General features: G+C 60.5%; 20 protein-coding genes. 14 read left to right on the top strand and 6 right to left on the bottom strand.

The genetic code is table 11. The features are described 5' to 3' along the window. Nucleotides 1–59: 59 nt before the first annotated feature. From rho to PO860_RS20235, 6 genes are all read left to right on the top strand, one after another. Nucleotides 60–1,325, top strand: coding sequence for a transcription termination factor Rho (gene rho, locus PO860_RS20260; protein WP_003571435.1), 1,266 nt, complete (start codon nt 60–62; stop codon nt 1,323–1,325). Nucleotides 1,326–1,530: 205 nt separating this feature from the next. After that, complete coding sequence (gene mnmE / locus PO860_RS20255) at nt 1,531–2,850, top strand: tRNA uridine-5-carboxymethylaminomethyl(34) synthesis GTPase MnmE (RefSeq protein ID WP_275038340.1); 1,320 nt, start codon at nt 1,531–1,533, stop codon at nt 2,848–2,850. A gap of 61 nt (nt 2,851–2,911) precedes the next feature. After that, entirely contained in the window at nt 2,912–4,789 is a 1,878-nt protein-coding gene (mnmG, locus tag PO860_RS20250; protein WP_275033085.1) for a tRNA uridine-5-carboxymethylaminomethyl(34) synthesis enzyme MnmG, read from the top strand. Between the two features lie 24 nt (nt 4,790–4,813). Then, nucleotides 4,814–5,431, top strand: a complete 618-nt coding sequence (locus PO860_RS20245; protein WP_273884382.1) for a 16S rRNA (guanine(527)-N(7))-methyltransferase RsmG — start codon at nt 4,814–4,816, stop codon at nt 5,429–5,431. A 19-nt stretch (nt 5,432–5,450) separates the two neighbouring features. Next, nucleotides 5,451–6,245, top strand: coding sequence for a ParA family protein (locus PO860_RS20240; protein WP_183608431.1), 795 nt, complete (start codon nt 5,451–5,453; stop codon nt 6,243–6,245). A gap of 32 nt (nt 6,246–6,277) precedes the next feature. Further along, nucleotides 6,278–7,159, top strand: a complete 882-nt coding sequence (locus PO860_RS20235; RefSeq protein WP_183608432.1) for a ParB/RepB/Spo0J family partition protein — start codon at nt 6,278–6,280, stop codon at nt 7,157–7,159. A gap of 139 nt (nt 7,160–7,298) precedes the next feature. On the opposite strand, the gene holA is transcribed toward PO860_RS20235, so the two are convergent. From holA to leuS, 3 genes are read right to left on the bottom strand one after another with little or no spacing between them, the layout of a single operon-like run. Continuing rightward, nucleotides 7,299–8,339: a DNA polymerase III subunit delta gene (gene holA, locus PO860_RS20230; protein ID WP_272783489.1), complete on the bottom strand. Its 1,041-nt coding sequence runs from the start codon at nt 8,337–8,339 to the stop codon at nt 7,299–7,301. 10 nt (nt 8,340–8,349) lie between these two features. After that, the gene (lptE, locus tag PO860_RS20225; protein ID WP_272783490.1) at nt 8,350–8,859 is read right to left on the bottom strand and encodes an LPS assembly lipoprotein LptE; all 510 of its coding nucleotides are present in this window, start codon (nt 8,857–8,859) and stop codon (nt 8,350–8,352) included. After that, nucleotides 8,849–11,479 (bottom strand): leucine--tRNA ligase, encoded by a 2,631-nt coding sequence (leuS, locus tag PO860_RS20220; RefSeq protein WP_273884383.1) that lies wholly within the window; start codon nt 11,477–11,479, stop codon nt 8,849–8,851. Before leuS ends, lptE begins: the two co-directional genes overlap by 11 nt. Nucleotides 11,480–11,680: 201 nt before the next feature. Between leuS and PO860_RS20215 the strand changes: the two genes are divergently transcribed. From PO860_RS20215 to PO860_RS20205, 3 genes are all read left to right on the top strand, one after another. Further along, a complete protein-coding gene (locus tag PO860_RS20215; RefSeq protein ID WP_272783492.1) occupies nt 11,681–12,340 on the top strand; it encodes a YggS family pyridoxal phosphate-dependent enzyme in 660 nt (219 codons plus the stop codon). 76 nt (nt 12,341–12,416) lie between these two features. Then, nucleotides 12,417–14,327 carry a propionyl-CoA synthetase gene (locus tag PO860_RS20210; protein WP_183608437.1) on the top strand — a complete coding sequence of 637 codons (1,911 nt, stop codon included), beginning with the start codon at nt 12,417–12,419 and terminating at the stop codon, nt 14,325–14,327. Nucleotides 14,328–14,580: 253 nt separating this feature from the next. Further along, nucleotides 14,581–15,516 (top strand): flagellin N-terminal helical domain-containing protein, encoded by a 936-nt coding sequence (locus PO860_RS20205; RefSeq protein ID WP_273881309.1) that lies wholly within the window; start codon nt 14,581–14,583, stop codon nt 15,514–15,516. Nucleotides 15,517–15,693: 177 nt separating this feature from the next. Here PO860_RS20205 and PO860_RS20200 read toward each other — a convergent pair whose 3' ends face one another. Beyond that, a complete protein-coding gene (locus PO860_RS20200) occupies nt 15,694–16,398 on the bottom strand; it encodes a DUF1013 domain-containing protein (protein ID WP_183608439.1) in 705 nt (234 codons plus the stop codon). Between the two features lie 229 nt (nt 16,399–16,627). On the opposite strand from PO860_RS20200, the gene acs reads away from it, so the two are divergent. Then, nucleotides 16,628–18,583, top strand: a complete 1,956-nt coding sequence (acs, locus tag PO860_RS20195; protein WP_272783495.1) for an acetate--CoA ligase — start codon at nt 16,628–16,630, stop codon at nt 18,581–18,583. Between the two features lie 108 nt (nt 18,584–18,691). Here acs and PO860_RS20190 read toward each other — a convergent pair whose 3' ends face one another. Next, a complete protein-coding gene (locus PO860_RS20190; protein ID WP_273884384.1) occupies nt 18,692–18,916 on the bottom strand; it encodes a DUF1674 domain-containing protein in 225 nt (74 codons plus the stop codon). Between the two features lie 110 nt (nt 18,917–19,026). Between PO860_RS20190 and htpX the strand changes: the two genes are divergently transcribed. The 4 genes from htpX (at nt 19,027) to purH (ending at nt 24,979) form a co-directional block, all read left to right on the top strand. Beyond that, nucleotides 19,027–19,989, top strand: coding sequence for a zinc metalloprotease HtpX (gene htpX / locus PO860_RS20185; protein WP_273884385.1), 963 nt, complete (start codon nt 19,027–19,029; stop codon nt 19,987–19,989). Beyond that, on the top strand, nt 19,980–21,368 hold the full coding sequence (locus PO860_RS20180; protein WP_183608443.1) for an RsmB/NOP family class I SAM-dependent RNA methyltransferase: 1,389 nt from the start codon (nt 19,980–19,982) through the stop codon (nt 21,366–21,368). Before htpX ends, PO860_RS20180 begins: the two co-directional genes overlap by 10 nt. Nucleotides 21,369–21,581: 213 nt before the next feature. Next, complete coding sequence (locus PO860_RS20175) at nt 21,582–23,255, top strand: heparinase II/III family protein (protein ID WP_273884386.1); 1,674 nt, start codon at nt 21,582–21,584, stop codon at nt 23,253–23,255. Nucleotides 23,256–23,362: 107 nt separating this feature from the next. Further along, complete coding sequence (gene purH / locus PO860_RS20170) at nt 23,363–24,979, top strand: bifunctional phosphoribosylaminoimidazolecarboxamide formyltransferase/IMP cyclohydrolase (protein ID WP_183608445.1); 1,617 nt, start codon at nt 23,363–23,365, stop codon at nt 24,977–24,979. A 33-nt stretch (nt 24,980–25,012) separates the two neighbouring features. On the opposite strand, the gene PO860_RS20165 is transcribed toward purH, so the two are convergent. Further along, nucleotides 25,013–26,401, bottom strand: coding sequence for an MFS transporter (locus PO860_RS20165; RefSeq protein ID WP_273884387.1), 1,389 nt, complete (start codon nt 26,399–26,401; stop codon nt 25,013–25,015). Nucleotides 26,402–26,410: the final 9 nt, after the last annotated feature.

Genomic DNA, 26,410 nt, shown 5'->3' with positions numbered 1-26,410 from the left:
CCGAATACGACCCAACATCGCCTTTCCCCTTTGAAATTGAAAAGAGTATTGGTCACTTCATGGCTGAAATGAAGCTTCAGGAACTTAAGAGCAAATCCCCGACGGATCTTCTGGCTTTCGCCGAATCGCTCGAGGTCGAGAATGCCAGCACGATGCGCAAGCAGGAGCTGATGTTTGCCATCCTCAAAATGCTCGCCAGCCAGGATGTCGAAATTATCGGCGAAGGTGTCGTCGAGGTGCTGCAGGACGGGTTTGGTTTCCTGCGTTCCGCCAATGCAAACTATCTGCCGGGTCCCGACGATATTTATATCTCGCCGTCGCAGATTCGCCGTTTCTCCCTGAAAACCGGCGATACGGTCGAGGGACCGATCCGTGGACCGAAGGAAGGCGAGCGTTATTTCGCGCTGCTCAAGGTCAACACCATCAATTTCGACGATCCGGAAAAGATCCGTCACAAGGTTCACTTCGACAATCTGACGCCGCTCTATCCGAACGAGCGTTTCAAGATGGAACTCGATATTCCCACTTCCAAGGATCTGTCGCCCCGTGTGATCGATCTGGTGGCGCCGCTCGGCAAGGGCCAGCGCGGATTGATCGTGGCGCCTCCCCGCACCGGTAAGACCGTGCTGTTGCAGAACATTGCGCACTCGATCACGGCAAACCATCCGGAATGCTACCTCATCGTCCTGCTGATCGACGAACGCCCCGAGGAAGTGACCGACATGCAGCGCTCCGTCCGGGGCGAAGTCATCTCCTCGACCTTCGACGAACCGGCTGTGCGCCACGTCCAGGTGGCGGAAATGGTCATCGAAAAGGCGAAGCGCCTGGTCGAGCATGGGCGCGATGTCGTCATCCTGCTCGATTCGATCACCCGCCTCGGCCGCGCCTACAACACCGTCGTTCCCTCTTCCGGCAAGGTCCTGACCGGCGGTGTCGATGCCAACGCCCTGCAGCGGCCGAAGCGCTTCTTCGGCGCGGCACGTAATATCGAAGAAGGCGGCTCACTGACCATCATCGCCACGGCGCTGATCGATACCGGCAGCCGTATGGATGAAGTCATCTTCGAAGAGTTCAAGGGTACCGGCAACTCGGAAATCGTTCTCGACCGCAAGGTCGCCGACAAGCGCATCTTCCCGGCGATGGACATCCTGAAGTCCGGCACCCGCAAGGAGGACCTCCTTGTTCCACGCCAGGATCTGCAGAAGATCTTCGTGCTTCGCCGTATCCTGGCGCCGATGGGCACGACGGATGCGATCGAATTCCTGATCGACAAGCTCAAGCAGACGAAGAACAATTCCGACTTCTTCGACTCGATGAATACGTAATCCTTAGCCGGATTCAGCTTAAGCGCCTGGCGTTGACTCGATCGATGCGATGCGCTTTGGCTCCTTGTTTTACGCATGTCGTGCGGAACTGCTGCCCACTGCCGGGGCGGCACGCAATGATCAGAGCTGGAGACATCGTCACGATGTCGCCAGCTTTTTCCATTTGAGAGGGATCAATTCGGATTCCAACCGACGGACCAGCGATATGGCCATGTTGACTGATACGATATTTGCGCTCTCGAGTGGTTCCCCGCCCTCGGGCGTTTCGATCGTTCGAATCAGTGGCCCGGCGACCCGGGAGCTGTTGACCAGGCTGGTCGGATCGGTGCCGGTTGACCGGCATGCTTCTTACAGAACGATTCGGACTCGTAACAACCAGCCGATCGACAATGGCCTCGTACTGTTTTTTCCGGCCCCGAATTCCTTTACCGGCGAGGATGTCGCCGAGCTGCAGATCCATGGCAGCCGAGCCGTGCTGGCGGCGCTGTTTCACGCGCTTGGCGCGGTTCCAGGTGTGCGGATGGCGGTCGAGGGCGAGTTCTCGCGCCGGGCTTTTGAAAATGGCAAGCTTGATCTCGTCGAGGTCGAAGGCTTGGCCGATCTGATCGGCGCCGAGACCGAGATGCAGCGACGCCTTGCGATCGAGCATAGCGCCGGCGGGCTTTCCGCCATTTACGATTCGTGGGCGGAACGGTTGACGCGAGCCCGGGCGCTGATCGAAGCGGAACTCGATTTTCCCGATGAGGACGATGTTCCCGGCTCGGTGTCGGACATGGTCTGGGCCAATATGGCAAAGCTTCACACCGAGATCACAGAACACTTGGCTGCGGCGTCGGCGGGCGAGGTCATCAGGGATGGCTTCAAGGTCGTCATCGCCGGCGCGCCGAATGCGGGGAAATCCAGCCTGCTGAACGCTCTGGCACGCCGCGACGTGGCGATCGTCACGGAGCTCGCCGGAACGACGCGCGATGTTCTGCAGGTTGATCTCGACATTGACGGTTACCTGATCAAGCTCTACGACACTGCGGGCCTTCGGGAGGCGGAAGACAGGGTCGAAATGGAAGGCGTACGCCGCGCCCGCGTTGCGCTGCGTGATGCCGATCTCGTTCTGTTGCTGGTCGACATGGCAAATCCCCTGATCCCCGACGACTTGGACCAGGCCTTGCCGCATGTTACTGTCGGTACGAAAAAGGATCTCATCGATGTCGGCACAGGTCGATATGACCTCCAGATCTCGACGGCGACGGGCGATGGTCTGCCGGAGTTGCGGCGGTTGATCGGCACTCTAGTCGCCGAACGTTTCGGCGGCCTGTCCATGGCGATCCCGAGCCGGCAACGGCATAAGGATTCGCTAGCGAAATGTTTATTGGCGCTGGACGCGGCGATTTCAGAAACAGGCGTGGATCTTGAATTGCGGACCGAACAGCTGCGAACCGCGGCGGAATATCTGGGTAGGATTACCGGAAGAGTTGATGTCGAGCAGCTGCTCGGGGTGATCTTTTCGGAGTTTTGTATCGGCAAATGATTCACGTGAAACCTTGAGCCCTCGGGTTTCACGTGAAACGTCTGCTGGAATGGAGTTTGAGATGAGCGACAATGTCTACGATGTGATCGTCATCGGTGGCGGCCATGCGGGTTCGGAGGCTGCCAATGCGGCTGCGCGCCTCGGTGCTAAAACCGCTCTGGTGACCCATAGGCGGGATACGATTGGCGTGATGTCCTGCAATCCGGCGATTGGCGGGCTCGGCAAAGGCCATCTGGTGCGTGAGATCGATGCCATGGATGGTCTGATGGGTCGCGTTGCCGACGCCGCAGGCATTCAATTCCGGATGTTGAACAAGAAGAAAGGCGCCGCAGTCCGCGGTCCACGGACGCAGGCCGATCGGAAACTCTATCGTCTGGCGATGCTGGCGGCGATCGAAGCGACGCCCGGCCTAGATATCGTCGAGGGTGACGCGTTTGATCTGGACATTGCCGATGGACGGGTCACCGGCGTTGTCATGAAGGATGGCCGGACCTTCAGGACGCCCGCAGTGGTTTTGACCACCGGCACCTTCTTGCGCGGGCTCATTCATATCGGTTCGGAGAAAACACCGGCCGGCCGCGTCGGTGAAGCCCCTTCGATTGGATTGTCCGCCACCCTGGCCAGGCTCGGGCTGCAGTTGGGGCGTTTGAAAACCGGAACGCCGGCGCGGCTGGATGGAAAGACGATCGACTGGCAAGCGGTGGGCCGTCAGGGGGCTGATGCAGACCTTATCCCCTTCTCGTTTATGACCGACGCAATCACCACCCCGCAGATCGAGTGTGGGGTCACCAGGACAACTGACGCAACGCACCGCGTCATTGTCGACAACATCATGCGATCGGCGATGTATTCCGGTCAGATCGAGGGTGTCGGTCCGCGCTATTGCCCGTCTATCGAAGACAAGCTGGTAAAGTTCGGCGAACGCGATGGACATCAGGTCTTTCTGGAACCTGAAGGGCTCGATGACGATACCGTCTATCCGAACGGGATCTCGACCTCTCTTCCGGCGGAGGTCCAAGCCGAATTTATCAAGACGATTCCCGGTCTCGAAAAAGCTCGGATTCTCCAACCGGGTTATGCGATCGAATATGACCATGTCGATCCGCGAGAGCTGACACCGTCGCTGGAGGTCAAGCGGCTGAAAGGTCTCTTCCTCGCCGGCCAGATCAACGGCACCACTGGCTATGAGGAAGCAGCGGCGCAGGGCTTGGCGGCGGGACTGAATGCTGCGTTGCGAAGCAACGATTCGGAGCCGTTCCATTTTAGCCGAACCAGCTCCTATATCGGCGTGATGATCGACGATCTGACATCCCGTGGCGTTACGGAACCGTATCGAATGTTCACCTCCCGGGCGGAGTACCGCCTGACTCTTCGCGCTGACAATGCCGATATGCGCCTGACCCCGTTGGCAATGCAGCTGGGCTGCGTCAGCAGCGAGCGCCAGCGGCGATTTACCGCCTATCAGACGGATATCGGCGCCGGCCGATCACTGCTGCAATCGCTGGCGGTGACGCCGAACGAGGCGCGACGCGCCGGCTTGAATATCAATCTGGATGGCCAGCGCCGAACGGCGTATGATCTTCTATCTTATCCAAATTATGATTTTGCCGCGCTTCGGCATGTCTGGCCGGAGGCCCTTGCCGGAATCGCACCAAAGATTGCGGAAGCATTGGAAATCGAAGCGGGTTATTCAGTATACCTGGATAGGCAGGCATCCGCCATTGCCGATCAGCAGCGCGACGAGGAACGGCAGATCCCCGCCGATTTTGACTACGGCGCCCTCGCCGGCCTGTCGAACGAACTCAAGCTGAAGCTGAATGCAGTGCGGCCTTTCAACATTGCCCAGGCTGCCATTGTCGAGGGTATGACGCCGGCAGCCATCGCGTTGCTGCTTGTGCACCTGCGTCGACTGCATTCTTCGACACGTCAGACTGCCTGATTACCAGATTGAGAGTCTTTCAGAATGGAATTAAACGGCTTGCGTGTTTCACGTGAAACACAGGAACGGCTCCAGCACTTCGCAACGCTCTTTCAGAAGTGGGCTAAAACCATCAATCTGGTGGCGCCGTCGACGCTTGATGATCTATGGCATCGGCATATCGCCGATAGCAGCCAGATTTTTCAGATCCATCCGCAACCGACCACTTGGGTCGATCTTGGAAGCGGCGGCGGTTTCCCCGGGGTGATTACCGCGATCTACTTGGCTGAATTGCGGGACGGGTGGGTCCACCTGGTCGAGAGCAACCACAAAAAAGCAGCGTTTCTGCGGACGGCGCTGCGGGAGACGGATGCGCGCGGGAGCGTGCATCCTATCCGAATCGAGGATGCGGCTGTCGAAATCCGCGATTGCGGCGCAATTTCCGCCCGAGCTCTCGCCGATCTCGACGGACTGATCGGATATTCGGCCCCCTGGATGCTAGGCAATGACAATTGTCGTGGCTTTTTTCATAAAGGCCGGGATTACCTGAGGGAAATCGACAAAGCACGTGGTCGGTGGGAATTCGATCTGTTAGAACATAAGAGCGCCGTCGAGCGGGAATCTGTTATTTTGGAAATATCAAATCTCCGGCGCTTGGTTTAACAGATCGGATATTGCTGCAATGGCTGGCGAACGACACCGAATAATCACCATCGCAAATCAGAAGGGCGGCGTTGGTAAAACCACCACCGCGATCAATCTGGCAACGGCCCTTGCCGCTATCGGTGAGCGTGTCTTGATCGTCGATCTCGATCCGCAGGGTAATGCCAGCACCGGCCTCGGCATCGATCGCCGCGACCGGAAACTCTCCTCCTATGACCTTATGGTGGGGGAGCGTAGCATCACTGACGTCACCCTCGAAACAGCAGTGCCGAACCTTTTCATTGTTCCTTCGACGATGGATCTGCTTGGTATCGAGATGGAGATTTCGCAGCAGAGCGACCGGGTGTTCAAATTGCGCAAGGCGCTGTCGTCGCCCGAGGCAATGGCGTTTTCCTATATTCTTCTGGATTGCCCGCCGTCGTTCAATCTGCTGACGATGAATGCCATGGCGGCAGCGCATTCCGTGCTAGTGCCGCTGCAGTGTGAATTCTTCGCGCTGGAGGGGTTGAGCCAGTTGCTTGAGACCGTCAGCCAGGTTCGTCGGACGGTTAATCCGCGCCTGGATATTCAAGGGATCGTCCTGACGATGTTCGATGCGCGCAACAATCTTGCCCAGCAAGTGGTCAATGATGTTCGCACGCATCTCGGCGAAAAGGTTTATCACACGTTAATTCCGCGCAATGTCCGGGTTTCCGAGGCGCCCTCCTACGGCAAGCCGGCTATTCTTTATGATCTGAAATGCGCGGGCAGTCAGGCCTATCTGCAGCTGGCCTCCGAGGTCATCCAAAGGGAACGTCAAAGGCTGGCCGCCTAATATCATATCAGGAGCGTAGGTGAGTGTAGATCATGAATGACGACGTATCGAAGAGGCGATTGGGCCGTGGCCTTGCAGCGCTGATTGGGGAAATGGATCAGCCTGTCCCGGTGGAAGCTGAGCGGACTGTCAGTGCCGACAGAATGATCCCGATCGAGTTTGTCAGCCGCAATCCCCGCAATCCCCGTCGTTTTTTTGATGACGCTGAACTGCATGATCTTGCAAGTTCTATTCGCCAGCACGGGATCGTGCAGCCGATCGTCGTGCGAACGATGGACCGGGACCGATACGAAATCATTGCCGGCGAACGCCGTTGGCGAGCAGCCCAGCTGGCCGGGTTGATTGAGATCCCGGTGATTATCCGGGATGTCGACGACAAGACGGCGTTGGAGATCGCCATTGTCGAAAACGTACAACGAGCGGATCTCAATGCGCTTGAAGAAGCCCTGGGTTATGAGCAGCTTATTGCCGAGTATGGCTATACCCAGAATGATCTCGGCGAAATCATCGGCAAAAGCCGCAGCCATGTCGCCAACTCCCTGCGCCTGTTGAAACTGCCCGATCCCGTGCGCGACATGCTTGCCGCCGGCAGCCTGTCGGCTGGTCATGCCCGCGCGCTGGTTTCTACCCCCGACCCGGCAAGCCTTGCCCGCACGATCGTCGCCAAGGGCATGTCGGTCCGTGACGCGGAAAAGCTGGCGCAAAACAATATCAAGGCGCAATCGGAGCCGCAGCAGCCGGCGTTGCGGCGAGATCAGAAGGATTCCGACACGCTGGCCTTGGAGCGAACGCTTTCCGATGCGCTCGGCCTTGATGTCTCGATCAATCACAAGACCAGCGGTGGCCAGATTAAAATTTCCTACAAGTCGCTTGAGCAGCTCGAGGAAATCTGCCGCTTGCTTGAGAGGCGGTAGTCAAAGCGCGTCGCATCAAACTTCATGCGAGGCGGTTTTTTCCACGCATGTCTTTATTCTAGAACCCTGCCCACTCCGAGCGACACGCATAGAGCGGGCCGCCGTCGAGCTGATTTAGGCGGCCCCGCACTCCCGGTCGCTAGGCGGATTTGCGAACGGATTGAAGGGTGGTGGAGAGAAGCGTCTGCATCGCAACGCTGTCTTCAAGAACCTGCCGCCGCCGGCTTTGCAGAATCGCGGCCTGCAGACGACTGGATTCACGAGCGATGCTCTCCGCGGTCCAATGCCGTAGGGCCTGTTCTATGATCGGCTTGCGGCGGAAATGCAGATGACGACCCAGCGTCTGCATGACCTGAGGCGCCTGCAGGCGTTTTTCTTCCATTTCGGCGCGCATGGTGTCGAGAAGCTGAAACTGCTTGAGGCAGGCCTGCAGCACCAGAAAGATCGCGGTTTTCGAGCTGGTGATCTTCTGCATGGCGTGCAGAAAGGCGTTGAGATCGCCACTCAGGATGGCATCGACGGCATCGTCTACCGAGATCGCGCTCGCATCGCCGATTATTTCGGTAACGTGATGTTCTTCGATCGTGGGGAAGCCGCGACAATAGAGGGCAAGTTTACGCACCTCGTTGCGGGAAGCGATACGGTCGCCGCCGATCAATGCGATCAGCGCCTGGCGCGCAGCCGGCGTGATGCCGAGCTTTTCTGCGCCAAGTTCCATGTCGATCAAGGCATTCAGGGCGCGGCTGTCATCGGCGTAAGACGGGATCATCATGATCGATCGCGCCGTCTCGGCTGTCTTGCGAAGCAGGGAGCCCTTCTTCAAGTCTCCGGCTTCCACGATCAGATGGGCGGCTTCAAGTGGTTTTTCGGCGAGCAGCGCCAAGGGATCGACTAGATATTTCTCATTGGCGGCGCCGCGGATCCAGATCAGTTTCTCGCCACCGAACAATCCGATAGATTGAACCTCGTCGACCAATCGTCCGGGATCCTTCTGCAGGTCGCCGATATCGAGTTTGGTCAGCGAGAAGGGATCATCAAGCGCGACACCGGTCTTGCCGGCAAGCTGACCAGCACGTTCGGAAACGAGGCCGCGATCTGGCCCGTAAATGACGAAGATCCGATAATTCCCGGCTGATTTCTGCAGGAAGGTCTCAAATTCGTGGGATTTTATCTCCGCCACATCTCAGCCCTCAGCGGCTAAGCGCAGCGGCGATATCGGCTCCCACAAATTCCGCCACCTGATCCGCCGCGCGGTTCTGGGCATCACGGATTGCCCGCTGCTTGGCGAATTCCTGGTCCGGGAAATCCACCAGCGCCGTGGTCGCGCGGCTGCCCGCCTTGATGACATGATTGTCGGTCGTCGCACGCAGCGTGTAGGTGACGGTGACGGTCACACGACCGGCTTTCGACGTGTCGGAGGATTCGGCGAGCAGCGTATCGGCAACCGCCGCTGTGGCGTGTAGTTCGACCTGGTATTGCGGGTTTACCGCTTCGCCGGCACCACGTGACGCCAGGAAGATCAGGCGATTTCGAACCTGCTGCTCGACCCGGCTGCCTGCCTCGGAAAAGCCGACCGAAGACAGTTTCTCAACCACACCTGAGTTCTCGGAGTAAAGCGGCCGGACCTGGCAGGCAGAGAGAAAAGCCGCGGCGGCAAGGATCATGGCGACGCCGGCATTGCGGGTGATATCAGACGACAATGTTCACAATCCTTTGGGGAACCACGATGATCTTCTTCGGTGCCTGTCCGTTCAGCGCGTTCTTCACCGTATCCAGTTCCAGCACGGCGTCGGTGACGGCATTCTGATCTGCATCGCGAGAAATTGTCAATTCAGCGCGCTTCCTGCCGTTGATCTGTACGGGCAGGACGACATCATTTTCGGTGACGAGCGTTTCGTCGTATCGCGGCCAGCCGGTCCGGGCAAGCAGCCCTTCATTGCCGAGTGCCGTCCAGCATTCCTCAGCCAGATGCGGCGTCATCGGCGCGACCAGTTGGATCAGGATCTCGGCGGCATCGCGCACCGCCGCGCGATAGGCGACATCACCCTCGCCGGCCGCAACCCTGGTCATCGGCGCGGCCAGCGCATTCACCAGTTCATAGATTCGGGCGACGGCCTTGTTGAACCAGAGCTTGTCATAATCGTTCTCGACGGCCTTCAGGGTCTTGTGGGCAGCCTGCGAGATCGACAGCGCTTCCCCCTCGGTTGCCGGCCTCGGGGCGACGGCGGAGAGCGCCTCTGCGGCTTCGGAAATCAACCGCCACAGACGCTGGGTGAAACGATGGGCACCTTCGACGCCGGCCTCGGACCAGATGACGTCGCGCTCCGGCGGGGAGTCGGACAGAACGAAGAAACGGGCGGTATCGGCGCCGTAGGAGGCAATGATATCATCGGGATCGACGACGTTCTTTTTTGACTTCGACATTTTCTCGATCGAGCCGATCGCAACTTCTTCATTGCTCGTCAGCAGGAAGGCCCGACGTTTGCCGTCGAGCTCATCGATGCGGATATCGGCCGGCGCCACCCATTCGCGGCTAGCTCCGGTGCCGCGGCTGTAGGTTTCATGGACCACCATGCCCTGGGTGAAGAGACCCTTGAAGGGTTCCGTGGCAGCGACATGGCCGGTCTCGCGCATGGCGCGGGTGAAGAAGCGGGAATAGAGCAGGTGCAGGATCGCGTGCTCGATGCCGCCGATATACTGATCGACCGGCAGCCAACGGTTTGCCGCCTCGGGATCGGTCGGCTTTCCTTCCCAGGGGGCAGTGAAGCGGGTGAAATACCAGCTCGAATCGACGAAGGTGTCCATCGTATCCGTCTCGCGGCGCGCATCCTTGCCGCAGGTCGGGCAGGAGACGTGACGCCAGGTCGGATGCCGATCAAGCGGATTGCCGGGTTGGTCGAAGGTGACGTCGTCGGGCAGCTTGACCGGCAGGTCTTTCTTCGGCACCGGCACAACGCCGCAATCATCGCAATGGATGACCGGGATCGGGCAGCCCCAATAACGCTGCCGGGAAATGCCCCAGTCGCGCAGACGGAAATTGACCTTGCGCTCACCCTGCGGCGCATTGCCGAGCGAAGTGGCCGACAGCCGGTCGGCAACGATATTGAAGGCCTCTTCCGTCGTCTTGCCGTCGAGGAAGCGTGAATTGATCATCACGCCATCACCATCATAGGCTGTATCGGCGATGGAGAAGCTTGCAGCATCCCCATCTCTCGGCATGACGACGGCCACAATAGGCAGTCCATATTTGCGGGCAAAATCAAGGTCGCGCTGGTCGCCCGAAGGGCAGCCGAAGATCGCGCCCGTGCCGTAATCCATCAGAACGAAATTGGCGATATAGACAGGCAGTTCCCAGCAGGGATCAAGCGGATGCCTGACGCGGATGCCTGTGTCCATGCCCTTCTTTTCAGCGGTTTCGAGCGCTGCGAGCGAGGTGCCGGCACGGCGGCACTCCTCGCAGAAGGCTTCGATCGCCGGATCTTTCGCGGCGGCATCCTTCGCCAGCGGATGATCGGCTGAGATCGCCAGGAAGGAGGCGCCGAACAGCGTGTCCGGGCGGGTCGTATAGACGGTGATTTCACTCTCGCCGGCAGGCGCCGTTTCCGGCACGATCTCCCAGCGGATGGTCAGGCCTTCCGAGCGGCCGATCCAGTTCTTCTGCATCAGCCGCACTTTTTCCGGCCACTGGTCGAGCGTATCCAGCGCGTCGAGCAGATCCTGGCTGAAATCGGTGATCTTGAAGAACCATTGCGTCAGTTCACGCTGTTCGACCAGCGCGCCGGAGCGCCAGCCGCGACCGTCGATCACCTGCTCGTTGGCGAGCACGGTATTGTCGACCGGGTCCCAGTTGACCTTCGACTGCTTGCGGTAGACCAGCCCTTTCTCGAGGAAATCCAGGAACAGATGCTGCTGGTGCTGGTAATATTCGACGTCGCAGGTGGCGAATTCGCGGCTCCAGTCCAGCGAAAGCCCCATGGCCTTCAGCTGCGCCTTCATCGAGCCGATGTTCTGATAGGTCCAGGAGGCAGGATGCACGCCGCGTTCCATGGCGGCGTTCTCCGCCGGCATGCCGAAGGCGTCCCAGCCCATCGGATGCAGCACGTTGTAGCCGCGGGCGCGTTTGTAGCGGGCGACGACATCGCCCATGGCGTAATTGCGAACATGGCCCATATGGATGCGCCCCGATGGATAGGGGAACATTTCGAGGACGTAATATTTTTCGCGCGGATCGGCATTGTCGGTCTCGAAGACCTTGTCTTCATTCCATTTCTGCTGCCAGCGGGGCTCGGCATCGCGCGGATTATAACGTTCGGTGGCCATTGTATTCGATATTCCGGAAAATCAGGGGAGGTTGGTCGAGACCTTCACCATGAAACCACCGTAGCGTCAAGTTTTGCAGGCGCTGCAAGCGCCCGATCTTGATTCTGGCCGGGCGATTTCGCGGTAGCGGGTCTTGGCAAGCACAGAATGGCTGGCTAGTTCATTGCCATCACTCTCATGCGGAAATGTCGAGGCAGAACGATGGAACTTCAACAGCGCTTGAACGACGTGCGGACGCGGATTGCCGCCGGGGAACGCCAGGCGGGTCGTCCAGCCGGTTCCGTTCGGCTCGTCGCGGTGTCGAAAACCTTCGAGGCGGAAGCGATCCGTCCAGCCATCGAAGCCGGCCAGCGCGTTTTCGGCGAGAACCGGGTGCAGGAGAGCCAGGGCAAGTGGCCGGCGCTGAAAGCCGAGCAGCAGGATATCGAATTGCATCTGATCGGACCGCTGCAATCGAACAAGGCGGCCGACGCGGTAGCGCTTTTCGATGTCATCGAGACGGTGGACCGGGAAAAGATCGCCCGCGCGCTTGCTGAGGAGATGAAGCGGCAAGGCAAAAAGACGCGGCTCTACATCCAGGTCAATACCGGGCTCGAGCCGCAGAAGGCCGGCATCGCTCCTGACGACACGCCAGCCTTCGTCTCTCTCTGCCGCGACGAGCTTGGCCTTTCTATCGAAGGTTTGATGTGCATTCCGCCGGCGGAGGAAAATCCCGGGCCGCATTTCGCCCTGCTGGCCAGGCTCGCGCTCAAATGCGGCGTCGAAAAACTTTCGATGGGCATGTCGGGCGATTACGAGACGGCGATCGCCTTTGGCGCCACCAGCGTGCGGGTCGGATCGGCTATTTTCGGCGCACGCTAATACGCTGCTTTGGTCGGGCTTCCTGTTCCCCTCCCCTCTGCCTAGATTAACACTTGCATATCCTGGGGAGGAGCAGATGCAGAACGGCTATCATCAGGTCTACGCGGCCTGGAAACGCGATCCCGAAGCCTTCTGGCGCGAAGCAGCCGCCGAGATCGACTGGTTCAAACCGCCGGAGCGGGTTTTTTCGCCGGATGCCGGGGTCTATGGCCGCTGGTTCGAAGGGGCGGAAACCAACACCTGCCACAATTGTCTGGACCGGCATGTCATCGCCGGACGCGGCGGCGAGACAGCTGTTATTTTCGACAGCGCGATGACCGGTGACAAACGCCGTTTCAGCTATGGCGAGGTGCTTGACGAGGTAAAGGCCATCGCCGCGACACTGGTCAACCTCGGCATCGGCAGAGGCGATCGCGTGATCCTCTATATGCCGATGGTCCCGCAGGCGGTGTTTTCGATGCTCGCCTGCGCCCGCATCGGTGCGGTTCACTCCGTCGTCTTCGGAGGCTTTGCCGCGAGCGAACTTGCCGCCCGCATCGACGATTGCAGTGCGAAGCTGGTGATCACCGCAAGCTGCGGGCTCGAGCCCGGCCGCATCGTCGCCTACAAGCCTCTGGTCGACCAGGCGATCGAGATCGCGCGTTCGAAGCCGGGGCGCTGTCTTGTGTTGCAGCGGCCGGAGCTTCCGGCAGATCTCATTGACGGACGCGATGAGGATTTCGAGGCCGCGGTGGCGCGGCATCGCGGCGCCGAGGTCACCTGCGTCTCCGTCAAGGCGACCGATCCGCTCTACATCCTCTATACCTCCGGCACCACGGGCCAGCCGAAGGGAGTCGTGCGCGACAATGGCGGCCATTTGGTCGCGCTCAACTGGTCGATGCGCAATATCTACGGCTTGAAGCCGGGCGAGGTTTTCTGGACGGCTTCGGATATCGGCTGGGTCGTCGGACATTCCTATATCGTCTATGCCCCGCTGATTTCAGGCGTAACCACCGTGATCTTCGAAGGAAAACCGGTGGGCACACCGGATGCGGGCGCCTTCTGGCGGGTCGTTTCGGAGCATCATGTGCGGGTGCTCTTCACGGCGCCGACGGCATTCCGCGCCATCCGCCGGGACGATGGCGACGGGGAACTGATGCGTCAGTATCCGATGCCGGATTTGCGGGGGCTGTTTCTTGCCGGCGAGAGGGCGGACCCGGAGACGCTGAAATGGGCGGAGCGCATGCTCGCCATACCCGTCATCGATCACTGGTGGCAGACGGAGACCGGCTGGCCGATCGCCGCCAATCCGCTCGGCCTCGGCGCCCTTCCCGTCAAGCATGGTTCGCCGGCGCTGCCGATGCCAGGCTATGAGATCGGGGTGCTCGACGATGCCGGCCATCCGATCGAGGCGGGAACGCTCGGCAATATCGTCGTGAAATTGCCCTTGCCGCCCGGCTGCCTGCCGACCCTCTGGAACGCCGACGACCGTTTCCGATCGGCCTATCTCGACGAGTTTCCGGGTTACTACAAGACGGCCGACGCCGGCTATGTCGACGAGGACGGTTATCTCTTCATCATGTCGCGTACCGACGACATCATCAATTGCGCCGGTCATCGCCTCTCGACCGGGGCGATGGAGGAGGTCTGCGCCCGCCATCCCGACGTCGCCGAATGCGCGGTCATCGGTGTGATCGATGCGCTGAAGGGCCAGGCGCCGTGCGGTTTCCTGGTGCTGAAGCGGAATGTATCGCGTGACACGACAGCAATCGAATCAGAGGTCGTGACGATGATTCGCGAATCGATCGGGCCTGTCGCCGCCTTCAAGACGGCCATCATCGTTAACCGGTTGCCGAAGACACGCTCCGGAAAAATCCTGCGCGGCACGATGCAGAAGATCGCCGACGGCATGCCCTGGAAAATGCCCGCAACCATTGATGATCCAACGATTTTGGAGGAAATCGCCGAGGCGTTGCGCCGGCGCGGTCTGGGCTCCCTGCCGATGTGAAATTAAACTTTCGCTAAGGCTAATTGAGGAATTGTTAACTATATCGATGCAAGCATTTGTTAACGGCGATGGCTTGCATAGCAGGCTTTGCATGACGCGCTCGCCGTTACCGGCCTACTGCATAATTCCTTAAATCGGGATCGATCTAAGGAAAATTATACGGCAGTTGAAGTGCTACAGCGCCCTTTGCGCGTCTGAAGACGCACGGCGCTGGAGTCCGGAATGCCCTTTCTCCAAGAGTGTGGAACGGATCATGACAAGCATCCTTACCAACAACGCTGCCATGGCAGCGCTGCAGACTTTGCGCGGCGTAAATGATAGCCTCAAGGACACTCAGGGTCGCGTTTCCTCGGGTTATCGGGTGGAAAAGGCGTCCGACAACGCCGCCTACTGGTCGATCGCCACCACCATGCGTTCGGACAACAAGGCTCTTTCGGCCGTTTCCGACGCGCTCGGGCTTGGCGCGGCCAAGGTCGATACCGCCTATTCGGCCATGTCAAGCGCGCTCGATATCGTCAGCGACATCAAGGCCAAGATCGTCGCCGCCACCGAAAAAGGGGTCGACAAGACGAAGATCCAGCAGGAGCTCGACCAGCTGCAGGAGCAGCTGCTCAGCATCGCCCAGTCGGCGTCTTTCTCCGGTGAAAACTGGGTCGCCGGCGCTTCCGGTACGAAGAGCGTCGTTTCCTCCTTCGTCCGCGATGGCAGCAATGCCGTCTCGGTCAAGATGACGGACTACGTGCTCGATGCAGGAACGCTTGGAAACGTGCTCTTCGGCATGACGAGTACCGGTGCGATCGAGACGTCAAGCGGCATCATCGGCACGGCCTTCAACGGAACCTATGGCGGCACCGTGATCGTCATGGCGTCGATCTATGATCTTGACATTACCGGTTTCACCCAGGGCCAGCTCGATGGAGCCTTGACGGGTGTCGAACTGGTTCTCGGCGCCATGACCGCCGCCGGCTCGGCCCTCGGCTCGATCTCGACCCGCATCCAGCTGCAGGAAAATTTCGTCAGCGGTCTTCGCGATTCGATCGACTCCGGCGTCGGCCGCCTGATCGACGCTGATATGGAAGAGGAATCAAGCAAGCTCTCGGCGTTGCAGACGCAGCAGCAGCTTGCCGTCCAGTCGCTCTCGATCGCCAATAGTTCGGCGCAGAACATCCTGACCCTGTTCCGCAGCTAAAGCGCGTCGCGATCTTTCAGATTCGCTCCCCGCGCTTGAAGTCTTGGTTTGACGCATGTCGTTATCGCAAAACCGCTGCACACTTTTGCGCGACATGCTCTGAAACAGCCAATCCGCAACAAAAAACCCCGCCGGTCAGCTCATACCGGCGGGGTTTTTCGTGAGATACTCAATATCTCAGTACTGATCGTCGTCCTCGTCCTTCGGCGCGGAGCGCAGCGAGCTCAGCTTGCGGAAGACGGCGTCGGCGTCGATTTCCTTTTCCTTTTCCTCCTCGCGCTCGTAGCTCGGGGTCAGGCGCTCGGTTTCCTGAGCCGATTGCAGCGTCGCGCCAAGCTCGGCGGCGGTCGGCAGCGGACGGCCCTTGGCAGCCTTTTCCACTTCCATGTCGAGATCGATCTGGCTGCAAAGGCCAAGCGTTACCGGATCCATCGGCGCCAGGTTGGCGGAGTTCCAGTGGGTGCGCTCGCGGATCTGCTCGATGGTCGATTTCGTGGTGCCGACGAGGCGGGAAATCTGCGCGTCCTTCAGCTCAGGGTGGTTGCGGACGAGCCAGAGAATGGCGTTCGGGCGGTCCTGACGCTTGGAAACCGGCGTATAACGCGGGCCGCGGCGCTTGGATTCCGGTACGCGCACCTTCGGTTCGGAAAGCTTCAGCTTGTGGTTCGGATTGGCTTCGGCGCGGGCAATCTCGTCGCGGGAAAGTTGGCCTGTCGAGATCGGGTCGAGGCCCTTGATGCCCTGCGCCGCTTCGCCGTCGGCGATCGCCTTGACTTCGAGCGGATGCAGTTTGCAGAACTGCGCGATCTGATCGAAAGACAGTGCCGTGTTGTCGACGAGCCAGATGGCTGTCGCCTTCGGCATGAGCAGTGTTTGAGCCATGGATATAGTCCTTCTATCGTCCGCGCCGGTCGCGGTCCGTGGATTGTCACCACAATGTCCGGGAAATATGCCGCTATATAACCGCACTGTCGCAGAATTGCAATTCTTCCGAAATGAAATGACCTTCGTCTAATTGCCGTGGCGATGCGAACTGCTATGAATTGCCGTGATTTCAAGTCCGGGCCCGTTTTGCCGGTGGCCCGTCGCATGTCCCATGAGGAGGAGTTGCATGTCGGAGAAGATCTATCCGGTCACGAAACCGGTGAAGGCGCGCGCCCTGATCGATAAGGATAAGTACCTGAAATGGTACGAGGAAAGCGTCGAGAACCCGGACAAGTTCTGGGGTAAACACGGTAAGCGGATCGACTGGTTCAAGCCCTATACCAAGGTCAAGAACACCTCCTTTACCGGCAAGGTCTCGATCAAATGGTTCGAGGACGGTCAGACCAACGTCTCTTACAATTGCATCGACCGTCATCTGAAAACCAACGGCGACCAGGTGGCGATCATCTGGGAAGGCGACAATCCCTATATCGACAAGAAGGTCACCTATAACGAGCTCTACGAGCATGTCTGCCGGATGGCGAATGTGTTGAAGAAACACGGCGTCAAGAAGGGCGATCGTGTCACGATCTACATGCCGATGATCCCGGAAGCGGCCTATGCGATGCTTGCCTGCGCCCGCATCGGCGCGGTGCATTCGATCGTCTTCGGTGGCTTCTCGCCGGAGGCTCTGGCGGGGCGCATCGTCGACTGTGAATCCACCTTCGTCATCACCTGCGACGAAGGCGTGCGCGGCGGCAAGCCGGTGCCGCTGAAGGACAACACCGATACGGCAATTCACATCGCGGCACGTCAGCACGTGATCGTGGAGAAGGTTTTGGTCGTTCGCCGCACCGGTGGCAAGACCGGCTGGGCGCCCGGCCGCGATCTCTGGCATCACCAGGAAATCGCCACCGTGAAGGCGGAATGCCCGCCGGTGAAGATGAAGGCGGAAGATCCGCTCTTCATTCTTTATACGTCGGGCTCGACCGGCAAGCCGAAGGGCGTGCTGCACACGACGGGCGGTTATCTCGTCTATGCGGCGATGACGCATGAATATGTGTTCGACTATCATGACGGCGATATCTATTGGTGCACGGCCGATGTCGGCTGGGTCACCGGCCACTCCTATATCGTCTACGGGCCTCTCGCCAATTGCGCGACGACGCTGATGTTCGAGGGCGTGCCGAATTTCCCCGACCAGGGCCGTTTCTGGGAAGTCATCGACAAACACAAGGTCAACATCTTTTATACGGCGCCGACGGCGATCCGCTCGCTGATGGGTGCCGGCGACGACTTCGTCACCCGCTCCTCGCGCTCCTCGCTGCGCCTGCTCGGCACCGTCGGCGAGCCGATCAACCCGGAAGCCTGGGAATGGTATTACAATGTCGTCGGCGACAAGCGCTGCCCCGTCATCGATACCTGGTGGCAGACGGAAACCGGCGGCCACATGATCACGCCGCTGCCGGGCGCCACCGATCTGAAACCCGGCTCGGCGACGGTGCCGTTCTTCGGCGTCAAACCGCAGCTGGTCGACAATGAGGGCAAGGTGCTGGAAGGCCCTGCCGACGGCAATCTCTGCATTACCGACAGCTGGCCGGGCCAGATGCGCACGGTCTACGGCGATCACGAGCGCTTCATCCAGACCTATTTCTCCACCTACAAGGGCAAGTATTTCACCGGCGACGGCTGCCGGCGCGATGCGGACGGCTATTACTGGATCACCGGCCGTGTCGACGACGTGCTCAACGTTTCCGGCCACCGGCTCGGTACGGCGGAGGTGGAATCGGCGCTGGTCTCGCACAATCTGGTTTCGGAAGCCGCGGTTGTCGGTTATCCGCATGCGATCAAGGGCCAGGGCATCTATTGCTACGTGACGCTGATGGCCGGTCATGACGGATCGGACACGCTTCGCCAGGAACTGGTGAAACATGTGCGTGCCGAAATCGGCCCGATCGCCGCCCCCGACAAGATCCAGTTTGCACCCGGCCTGCCGAAGACCCGATCCGGCAAGATCATGCGCCGTATCCTGCGCAAGATTGCCGAAGACGATTTCGGTGCTCTCGGCGATACCTCGACGCTTGCCGATCCGGCCGTGGTCGACGATCTGATCGCCAATCGGCAGAACAAGACGACGGCCTGATAGAGAAGCCGCTCCGGTTTTGTTCCCGGAGCGGCTCACTTTCACGTATTGTGTGGCTGGCGGTCTTGTCATACCCGGACGAAGGCCGGAGGCCTGTTTTCGCTCCACTTAGAAATCGATTGCCCGGCCGTTGATCTCATAATCGCCGAAGCGCGCCGGCTCGGCTCCACCGCGGCCGCCGGTCTCCGGCGGCAGCTCCAGCGGCTTCTGGTTCTTGCGCCGCTCCTCGGCTTCGGCAAGGGCGCGCTGCGCAGCCGGAGACAGTACCTTGCGCGGCGGCTCCGATCTCTCGGCCGTCGGGGTTTCGCTATTGTCGTTATCGGCTTCCTGCATGGGCTTCTCCTGCCGGAAATATTGAAAATGGCTGGTGAATAACCAAATCATAATGCGCCGATGCCGCGATTGAAAGCTTGTGACGGCGAAATTGGAGATGGAGATTCACAATGAACCTCGTTCGCACTGCCATGTTGCTTGCCTTCATGACGGCGCTTTTCATGTTTGTCGGCTTTCTGATCGGCGGTCGGGCCGGCATGATGATCGCCTTCGTCATTGCCGCCGGGATGAATTTCTTCTCCTACTGGAATTCCGACCGCATGGTGCTTTCGACCTATCGCGCCCAGGAGGTCGATGAGCGCAACGCGCCGGAATTCTTTGCGATCGTCCGCGATCTCGCCCGCAACGCCGGCCTGCCGATGCCGAAGGTCTATCTCTACGACAGCCCGCAGCCGAATGCCTTTGCCACTGGCCGCAATCCCGACAATGCTGCCGTCGCCGCCTCGACCGGCCTGCTCAGTGCCCTGTCTCCCGAGGAAGTCGCAGGCGTGATGGCGCATGAGCTCGCCCACATCCAGAACCGCGACACGCTGACGATGACGATCACGGCAACCCTTGCCGGCGCGATCTCGATGCTCGGCAACTTCGCTTTCTTCTTCGGCGGCAACCGTGAAAACAATAACAACCCGCTCGGCTTCGTCGGAGTCCTCGTCGCGATGATCGTGGCGCCGCTGGCCGCCATGCTGGTGCAGATGGCGATCAGCCGGACGCGCGAATATTCGGCCGACCGCCGTGGCGCCGAAATCTGCGGCAATCCGCTGTGGCTGGCTTCGGCACTCGGCAAGATCGCCCGCGGTGCCGCCCACGTGCCGAACGAGGATGCCGAGCGCAACCCGGCGACGGCGCATATGTTCATCATCAACCCGCTCTCCGGCGAGCGCATGGACAATCTGTTTTCCACCCATCCGGACACGGAAAACCGCATCGCGGCGCTGCAGGACATGGCGCAGGGCGGCATGAACGTCTCGACGCCGCCGGTTCGGCCTGCTAATCCGTCGCGCAAATCGCGCTCTGTTCCGGATACGGGCCTTGGTCGCGGTGGTTCACAACCGCCAAAAGGTCCATGGTCTTGAATTCAGACGGCACGAAGAAACCATTCCGCAAACACAAGCCCTCGACCGAGCGATCCGCGCCGGCAAAACCCGGCATGCAGGCGCGCGCCGCGGCGGCAAAAATTCTTGCTGCCGTCGTCGATCGCAAACTGCCGCTCGATGGCGCTCTCGACCATGAACACGGCAACCCCGCCTACCGAGCGCTCGGCGAAAGCGACCGGGCGCTGGTCCGCGCCATCCTGAACACGACGCTGCGCCATCTGCCGCGTATCGATGCCGCGATTACAGCGCTGCTGGAATCGCCGCTGCCGGAAGGGGCACGGGCGCTGCACCATGTGCTCGCAATCGGTGCGGCGCAGATCCTCTATCTCGACGTGCCCGATCATTCGGCCGTCGATCTTGCCGTCGAGCAGGCCAATCAGGATCCGCGCAATCGGCGTTTCGCCAAGCTGGTCAATGCCATTCTTCGCCGGCTCGGCCGCGAGAAGCAGCAGGTGCTCGACGAGATCGGCAAGGTCGCGCCGATGCCGGCCTGGTTCATCGCCAGGCTGGAAAAGGCCTATGGCCGGGACGCGGCGCTGGCGATTTCCGAATCCCAGCTTGAGCCGGCGGCGATCGATCTGACCGTCAAGTCCGACCCCGAAGGCTGGGCGAAGCGGCTGAACGGCGTTGCCCTGCCGACGGGCGGCGTTCGGCTTGCTGCCTTCGACGGCGGCATCCCTTCGCTCGAAGGCTTCGACGAGGGCGCATGGTGGGTGCAGGATGCGGCAGCCAGCATCCCGGCGAAGCTTTTCGGCGACCTCTCGGGCAAACGCACCGCCGATCTGTGCGCCGCCCCCGGCGGCAAGACGGCGCAGCTCATCCTTGCCGGCGGTGTAGTCACCGCGCTCGACCAGTCGGAAAGCCGGCTAAGACGGCTGCGTTCCAATCTCGATCGGCTCGGCCTGAAAGCCGAGACAATTGCAGCAGATCTGACGACATTCGCGCCGGCAGAGCGTTTCGATGCGATCCTGCTCGATGCCCCCTGCTCTTCCACCGGCACGACACGCCGGCATCCCGACGTGCTGTGGACCAAGGGCGCTGAGGATATCGCCCGGCTGGCGGCACTGCAGGAACGGTTGCTGCGCCATGCGCTGACATTGCTGAAGCCTGATGGAACGCTGGTTTTTTCGAATTGCTCGCTCGATCCCGCCGAAGGCGAAGAGGTCGTCGCCCGTGTCCTCGCCGATACTCATACCGTCGAGCGCGTTCCGATCGGCGCCGGCGACTGGCCCGGCCTCGAAGTGGCGATCACGCCGCTCGGCGAATTCCGCACGCTTCCCACCATGTTGAAGACGGCCGATGGCATTGCCTCCGGCCTCGACGGCTTCTATGCCGCCGTGCTGCGGCGCGTGGCCTGACTGCAGACTTCAGCACTCGCGGCGTGTGAGCCCACGAGGCGCTTCACAGGCCTCGTGTCATGCATGTTGTTCTTCTAAAATCGCGGCGTGATCTCCGGGGAAGCGCATTAATTTGCGTATATTCGAACCTTGTCACGAATTAATTCATTGCGGGCGATGAAATCGGCCACTTTTCACCTATTCTTAACCACGAGGGTCAATAGACAATAGAATATGCAGTCCGGTCGGCGTTTTGCGAGCATGTATGTTCGGGAGGCTTGGCGGCGCGCCTTGCGCCGCGTCGCGTTGCTGCGCCTGAAGCTCTCTCGCCATTCGATTAAGGTCCCCGAGCGTCTGATCGTCGCGCCGACCGATCTGCGCAGCATCGATACGCATGTGGCCGACGAAATTCTCAACGGGCGGTTTCTGTTGGCCGGACGCATGCTGGAAACGGGTGGAAAGTCGCCCTTCACCTTCACCCTGCCTTCGCGCCCCTTCGCCACCCGCCTTCACAGCTTCGGCTGGCTGCGGCACATGCGGGCGAACAAGACGGAGCGCAGTTCGGCCGCCGCCCGTGCGATCGTCGACAGCTGGCTTTCCATTCATGCCGGCCGCATGGAGGGGATTGCCTGGGAGATCGACGTCACCGCCCAGCGTGTCATAGCCTGGTTGTCGCATTCGCCCGTCGTCCTGCAGAATGCCGACCGCAGCTTCTATCGCCGCTTCATGAAGTCGCTGGCGTTCCAGGTGAGGTTCCTGCACCGCATGGCGCCCTATACCCTTGGCGGCCTGGAGCTGTTTCGGCTGCGCATCGCGCTCGCCATGGCCTCGGTCGCCATGCCGACGCGCGCCTCCACCCTCAGACGGGCTGCGCAGGCGCTCGACCGCGAATTCGATAGCCAGATTCTGCCGGATGGCGGCCACATATCGCGCAATCCGCGAGTCGGCCTGGAATTGCTGCTCGATCTGCTGCCGCTCAGGCAAACCTATGTCAATCTCGGCCATGACCTGCCGCAGAAACTGATCTCCGGCATCGACCGTATATATCCGGCATTGCGATTCTTTCGCCACCAGGACGGGGATCTGGCGCTGTTCAACGGGGCGACCTCGACGCTGGCAAACGAGCTGATCTCCGTGCTGCGTTATGACGAAACCGCCGGTCAGCCGTTCAAGGCTTTGCCGCATTCGCGCTATCAGCGGCTTTCCGGTGGAAAAACGGTGATCATTGCCGATGCCGGCACGCCGCCTTCGGGCGGCGCACTGCGGACCGTGCATGCCGGCAGCCTCTCCTTCGAGATGTCGTCCGGCCGCCACCGCTTCATCGTCAATTCCGGCTCGCCGAAATTTGCCGGGAACCGTTATGTCCAGATGGCGCGCACGACGGCGGCGCATTCGACCGTCATCCTCAACGACACCTCGTCCAGCCGTTTTTCGCCTTCGCCGTTCCTCAATCACGCGATCACCGAACCGGTCAAGACAGTCACCGTCGAACGGGCTGAAACGGAGGATGGGCGCGACGGCATCAAGCTCAGTCATGACGGTTATATCAGGGCGTTCGGGGTGCTGCACGAGCGTGAATTGACACTCAATGCCGCAGGCTCGATCGTGACAGGCCGCGACCGGCTCGTCGTCCGGGAAGGCTATGAGCATGATGAACCTCTGAAGGCTGTCGCCCGCTTTCATATCCATCCCGCGATCGTCCTGCATCAGAGCGACAGTGAATCCGTGCTGCTGACGGCGCCGGATGGCGAAAGCTGGCAGTTCTCGGCACCCGGCAATGAAGTGCTGATCGCCGAGGATATCTTCTTTGCCGACAGCTCCGGCATTTGCGGCTCGGATCAGATCGAGATCGACTTCGATCTTGCCGAGAAGACGGAAATCCGCTGGTTCCTATCCCGCAAAGGTTAGATCCTTTGCTGACGCCTGTTTGCGCGGCGGCAAAGCTGTGCTAACGCGACGCCAGCATGCGAACGTCCCTCGCGGATGTCTCCCGAAGCCCGAACGGAGAAGGTTTCATGGCCGTCATTTCCAAGAAGATCCCCGCCCCCGACAAGGTCGAAATCAAGACCGCGCTCCTCTCCGTCTTCGACAAGACCGGGATCGTTGAGCTCGCCCAGGCTTTGTCTGCCAGAGGTGTGCGGCTGCTGTCGACCGGCGGTACCTACAAGGCGATTGCCGCGGCCGGCCTTGCCGTCACCGATGTCTCCGAAATCACCGGCTTTCCCGAGATCATGGACGGGCGCGTCAAGACGTTGCACCCGATGGTGCATGGCGGCCTGCTGGCGATCCGTGACGACGACGAACACCAGGATGCGATGAAAACACACGGCATCGAGGGCATCGACCTCGCCGTCATCAATCTTTACCCCTTCGAAGAAGTGCGCGCCGCCGGCGGCGATTATCCCACTACCGTCGAAAATATCGATATCGGCGGTCCGGCGATGATCCGCGCATCGGCCAAGAACCATGCCTATGTGACGACCCTGACCGATCCGGCCGATTATGCCGAGCTGCTGGAGCAGCTTTCCGCAGATGGCGGCAAGACTGCCTATGCCTTCCGTCAGCGTATGGCCGCCAAGGCCTATGCTCGCACCGCCGCCTATGATGCAATGATCTCCAACTGGTTCGCCGAGGCGCTGTCGATCGACACGCCGCGCCACCGAGTTATCGGCGGCGCGCTCAAGGAAGAGATGCGTTACGGCGAAAACCCGCATCAGAAGGCCGCCTTCTACGTGACCGGCGAGAAGCGTCCGGGTGTTTCGACAGCCGCTCTTCTCCAGGGCAAGCAGCTCTCCTACAACAACATCAACGACACGGACGCCGCCTACGAACTCGTCGCCGAGTTCCTGCCTGAGAAGGCGCCGGCCTGCGCGATCATCAAGCATGCCAATCCCTGCGGCGTCGCCACCGGAGCGAGCCTGGTCGAGGCCTATCGCCGCGCGCTCGCCTGCGATTCCGTTTCCGCCTTTGGCGGCATCATCGCGCTCAACCGGACGCTCGATGCCGAAACGGCCGAGGAAATCGTCAAGCTTTTCACCGAAGTGATCATCGCGCCAGATGTGACCGACGAAGCGAAGGCGATCGTCGCCCGCAAGCCGAACCTGCGGCTGCTGTCAGCCGGCGGCCTGCCCGATCCGCGTGTCGCAGGTTTGACAGCGAAAACCGTTTCCGGCGGCCTGCTGGTCCAGAGCCGCGACAATGGGATGGTCGAGGATCTGGAACTGAAGGTCGTCACCAAGCGCGCGCCGACGGCGCAGGAGCTTGATGATATGAAGTTCGCCTTCAAGGTCGGCAAACATGTGAAATCGAATGCCGTGGTCTATGCCAAGGACGGCCAGACGGCCGGTATCGGCGCCGGCCAGATGAGCCGGGTCGATTCCGCCCGCATCGCCGCGCTGAAGGCCGAAGAGGCGGCCAAGGCGCTCGGCCTTGCCGTGCCGATGACGCATGGCTCGGCAGTCGCCTCCGAAGCCTTCCTGCCTTTTGCCGACGGTCTTCTGTCGATGATCGCGGCAGGGGCGACGGCGGTCATCCAGCCGGGCGGCTCGATGCGCGACCAGGAAGTCATCGATGCCGCCAACGAACACGGCATCGCGATGGTGTTCACCGGCATGCGTCATTTCCGCCACTGAGGGTATGGCCGACCGGCCTCGAGGGGCCGGTTGTTATGCCCGATCGGCCGGATAGGGCGTGCGGATCAACAGCACCAGCCCGCCGGCAAGGAACAGGATCAGCGTCGCCATTCCGAGCCGCGGCGATCCGCTGATATAGGTCATCAGCGAGAAGAGCAGCGTCGCCATGAAACTCGTGGCGCGCCCCGAAAGCGCATAGATGCCGAAATAGCGGCCGGCTTCCTCCGGGCTGACGCTGCGGGCGAGATAGGAGCGCGACGAGGCCTGCACCGGCCCGAAAGCGAACCCGATCAGCAGACCATAGAGAATATAGGCCTTCTCCGCTGCGGTGCCGAAGAGGCCGCCGGAATCCGCCGTCGGCAGCGGTATCAGTCCGAACAGGGTGTAACCCGGCCCCGTCGAGATGATGCCGATGGTGGCGAGAAGCAGCATGGTGAGGCTGATGACGACGGTCACCTTCGAACCGACGCCCTTGTCGATGCGGCCGGCGATCAGGCAGCCGAAGATTGCGACGACGTTCAGGATGATGCCGTAGATGCCGATCTCGATCGTCGCCCAGCCGAACATGCCGGCAGCGAAGACGCCGCCAAGGATCAGCAGGCCGTTGACGCCATCCTGATAGATCATCCGGGCGATGAGAAATCTCAGGATGCCGCGGCGTTCCTTCAGTTCGGCAAGCGTGTTTTTGAGTTCCCGCAGGCCGGAGCGGACGGCGGTGATGAAGGGAAGACCTCTGCCGACATCCGGCGTGAAGAAAAACATCGGCAGGATGAAAATCAGATACCAGACGGCCGAGATCGGCCCGGTGATGCGGGCATCCTGGCCGGTCTTCGGATCGAGACCGAAAAGCGGATCGAGGCCGAGGATGGTCTTGCCGGTCTCAGGGCTCGCCGCCAAAAGCGTCACGACGGCAATGAGCACGATTATGCCGCCGAGATAACCGAGCCCCCAGGCGGTGTTGGAGAGCTTGCCGACCTCGTGTTTGGCGACCAGGCGAGGCATCATCGAATCGTTGAAGACGATCGAAAACTCGGCCGAGATCGAGGCGAGGATCATGAAAATAACGGGATAGAGTACAGGCGAACCGGGCGCGGCGAACCACAAGCCGAAAAGGCTGGCGATCTTGATGATCGCGAAGAAACCGATCCAGGGTTTGCGGGCGCCGGACTGGTCGGCAATCGAGCCGAGAACGGGTGACAGCAGGGCGATGATCACCGAGGAGATCGTCGCCATGTTGCTCCACGTCGCCTGCGCGGACACCGGGTCATCGGTCAGGCGGGAAACGAAATAGGGCCCGAAGATGAAGGTGGTGACCACGGTAAAGAAGGGCTGCGCTGCCCAATCGAAGAACATCCACCCCCAGATGCCCTTCTCCGTGGCCTTCGGCGGCTGCGTTCCTGTCCAGTCAATGCGATTCAACATCCGCTCCTT

The organism is Rhizobium binxianense (genome assembly GCF_028994275.1).
Classification (GTDB): domain Bacteria; phylum Pseudomonadota; class Alphaproteobacteria; order Rhizobiales; family Rhizobiaceae; genus Rhizobium; species Rhizobium binxianense.
The sequence above is the reverse complement of the archived record's forward strand: the minus strand, read 5'-3'. Positions and strand labels throughout refer to the sequence as shown.

Excerpts from the sequence above, each read along its gene's own strand:
- leuS (WP_273884383.1), bottom strand. The coding sequence starts at position 11,479 with ATGGCCACCGAACGTTATAATCCGCGCGATGCCGAGCCCCGCTGGCAG.
- rho (WP_003571435.1), top strand. The coding sequence starts at position 60 with ATGGCTGAAATGAAGCTTCAGGAACTTAAGAGCAAATCCCCGACGGAT.
- PO860_RS20205 (WP_273881309.1), top strand. The coding sequence starts at position 14,581 with ATGACAAGCATCCTTACCAACAACGCTGCCATGGCAGCGCTGCAGACT.
- purH (WP_183608445.1), top strand. The coding sequence starts at position 23,363 with ATGGCCGTCATTTCCAAGAAGATCCCCGCCCCCGACAAGGTCGAAATC.
- PO860_RS20235 (WP_183608432.1), top strand. The coding sequence starts at position 6,278 with ATGAATGACGACGTATCGAAGAGGCGATTGGGCCGTGGCCTTGCAGCG.
- PO860_RS20165 (WP_273884387.1), bottom strand. The coding sequence starts at position 26,401 with ATGTTGAATCGCATTGACTGGACAGGAACGCAGCCGCCGAAGGCCACG.
- acs (WP_272783495.1), top strand. The coding sequence starts at position 16,628 with ATGTCGGAGAAGATCTATCCGGTCACGAAACCGGTGAAGGCGCGCGCC.
- PO860_RS20210 (WP_183608437.1), top strand. The coding sequence starts at position 12,417 with ATGCAGAACGGCTATCATCAGGTCTACGCGGCCTGGAAACGCGATCCC.
- PO860_RS20200 (WP_183608439.1), bottom strand. The coding sequence starts at position 16,398 with ATGGCTCAAACACTGCTCATGCCGAAGGCGACAGCCATCTGGCTCGTC.
- PO860_RS20245 (WP_273884382.1), top strand. The coding sequence starts at position 4,814 with ATGGAATTAAACGGCTTGCGTGTTTCACGTGAAACACAGGAACGGCTC.
- mnmG (WP_275033085.1), top strand. The coding sequence starts at position 2,912 with ATGAGCGACAATGTCTACGATGTGATCGTCATCGGTGGCGGCCATGCG.
- PO860_RS20215 (WP_272783492.1), top strand. The coding sequence starts at position 11,681 with ATGGAACTTCAACAGCGCTTGAACGACGTGCGGACGCGGATTGCCGCC.
- PO860_RS20190 (WP_273884384.1), bottom strand. The coding sequence starts at position 18,916 with ATGCAGGAAGCCGATAACGACAATAGCGAAACCCCGACGGCCGAGAGA.
- htpX (WP_273884385.1), top strand. The coding sequence starts at position 19,027 with ATGAACCTCGTTCGCACTGCCATGTTGCTTGCCTTCATGACGGCGCTT.
- mnmE (WP_275038340.1), top strand. The coding sequence starts at position 1,531 with ATGGCCATGTTGACTGATACGATATTTGCGCTCTCGAGTGGTTCCCCG.
- PO860_RS20240 (WP_183608431.1), top strand. The coding sequence starts at position 5,451 with ATGGCTGGCGAACGACACCGAATAATCACCATCGCAAATCAGAAGGGC.
- PO860_RS20175 (WP_273884386.1), top strand. The coding sequence starts at position 21,582 with ATGCAGTCCGGTCGGCGTTTTGCGAGCATGTATGTTCGGGAGGCTTGG.
- PO860_RS20180 (WP_183608443.1), top strand. The coding sequence starts at position 19,980 with ATGGTCTTGAATTCAGACGGCACGAAGAAACCATTCCGCAAACACAAG.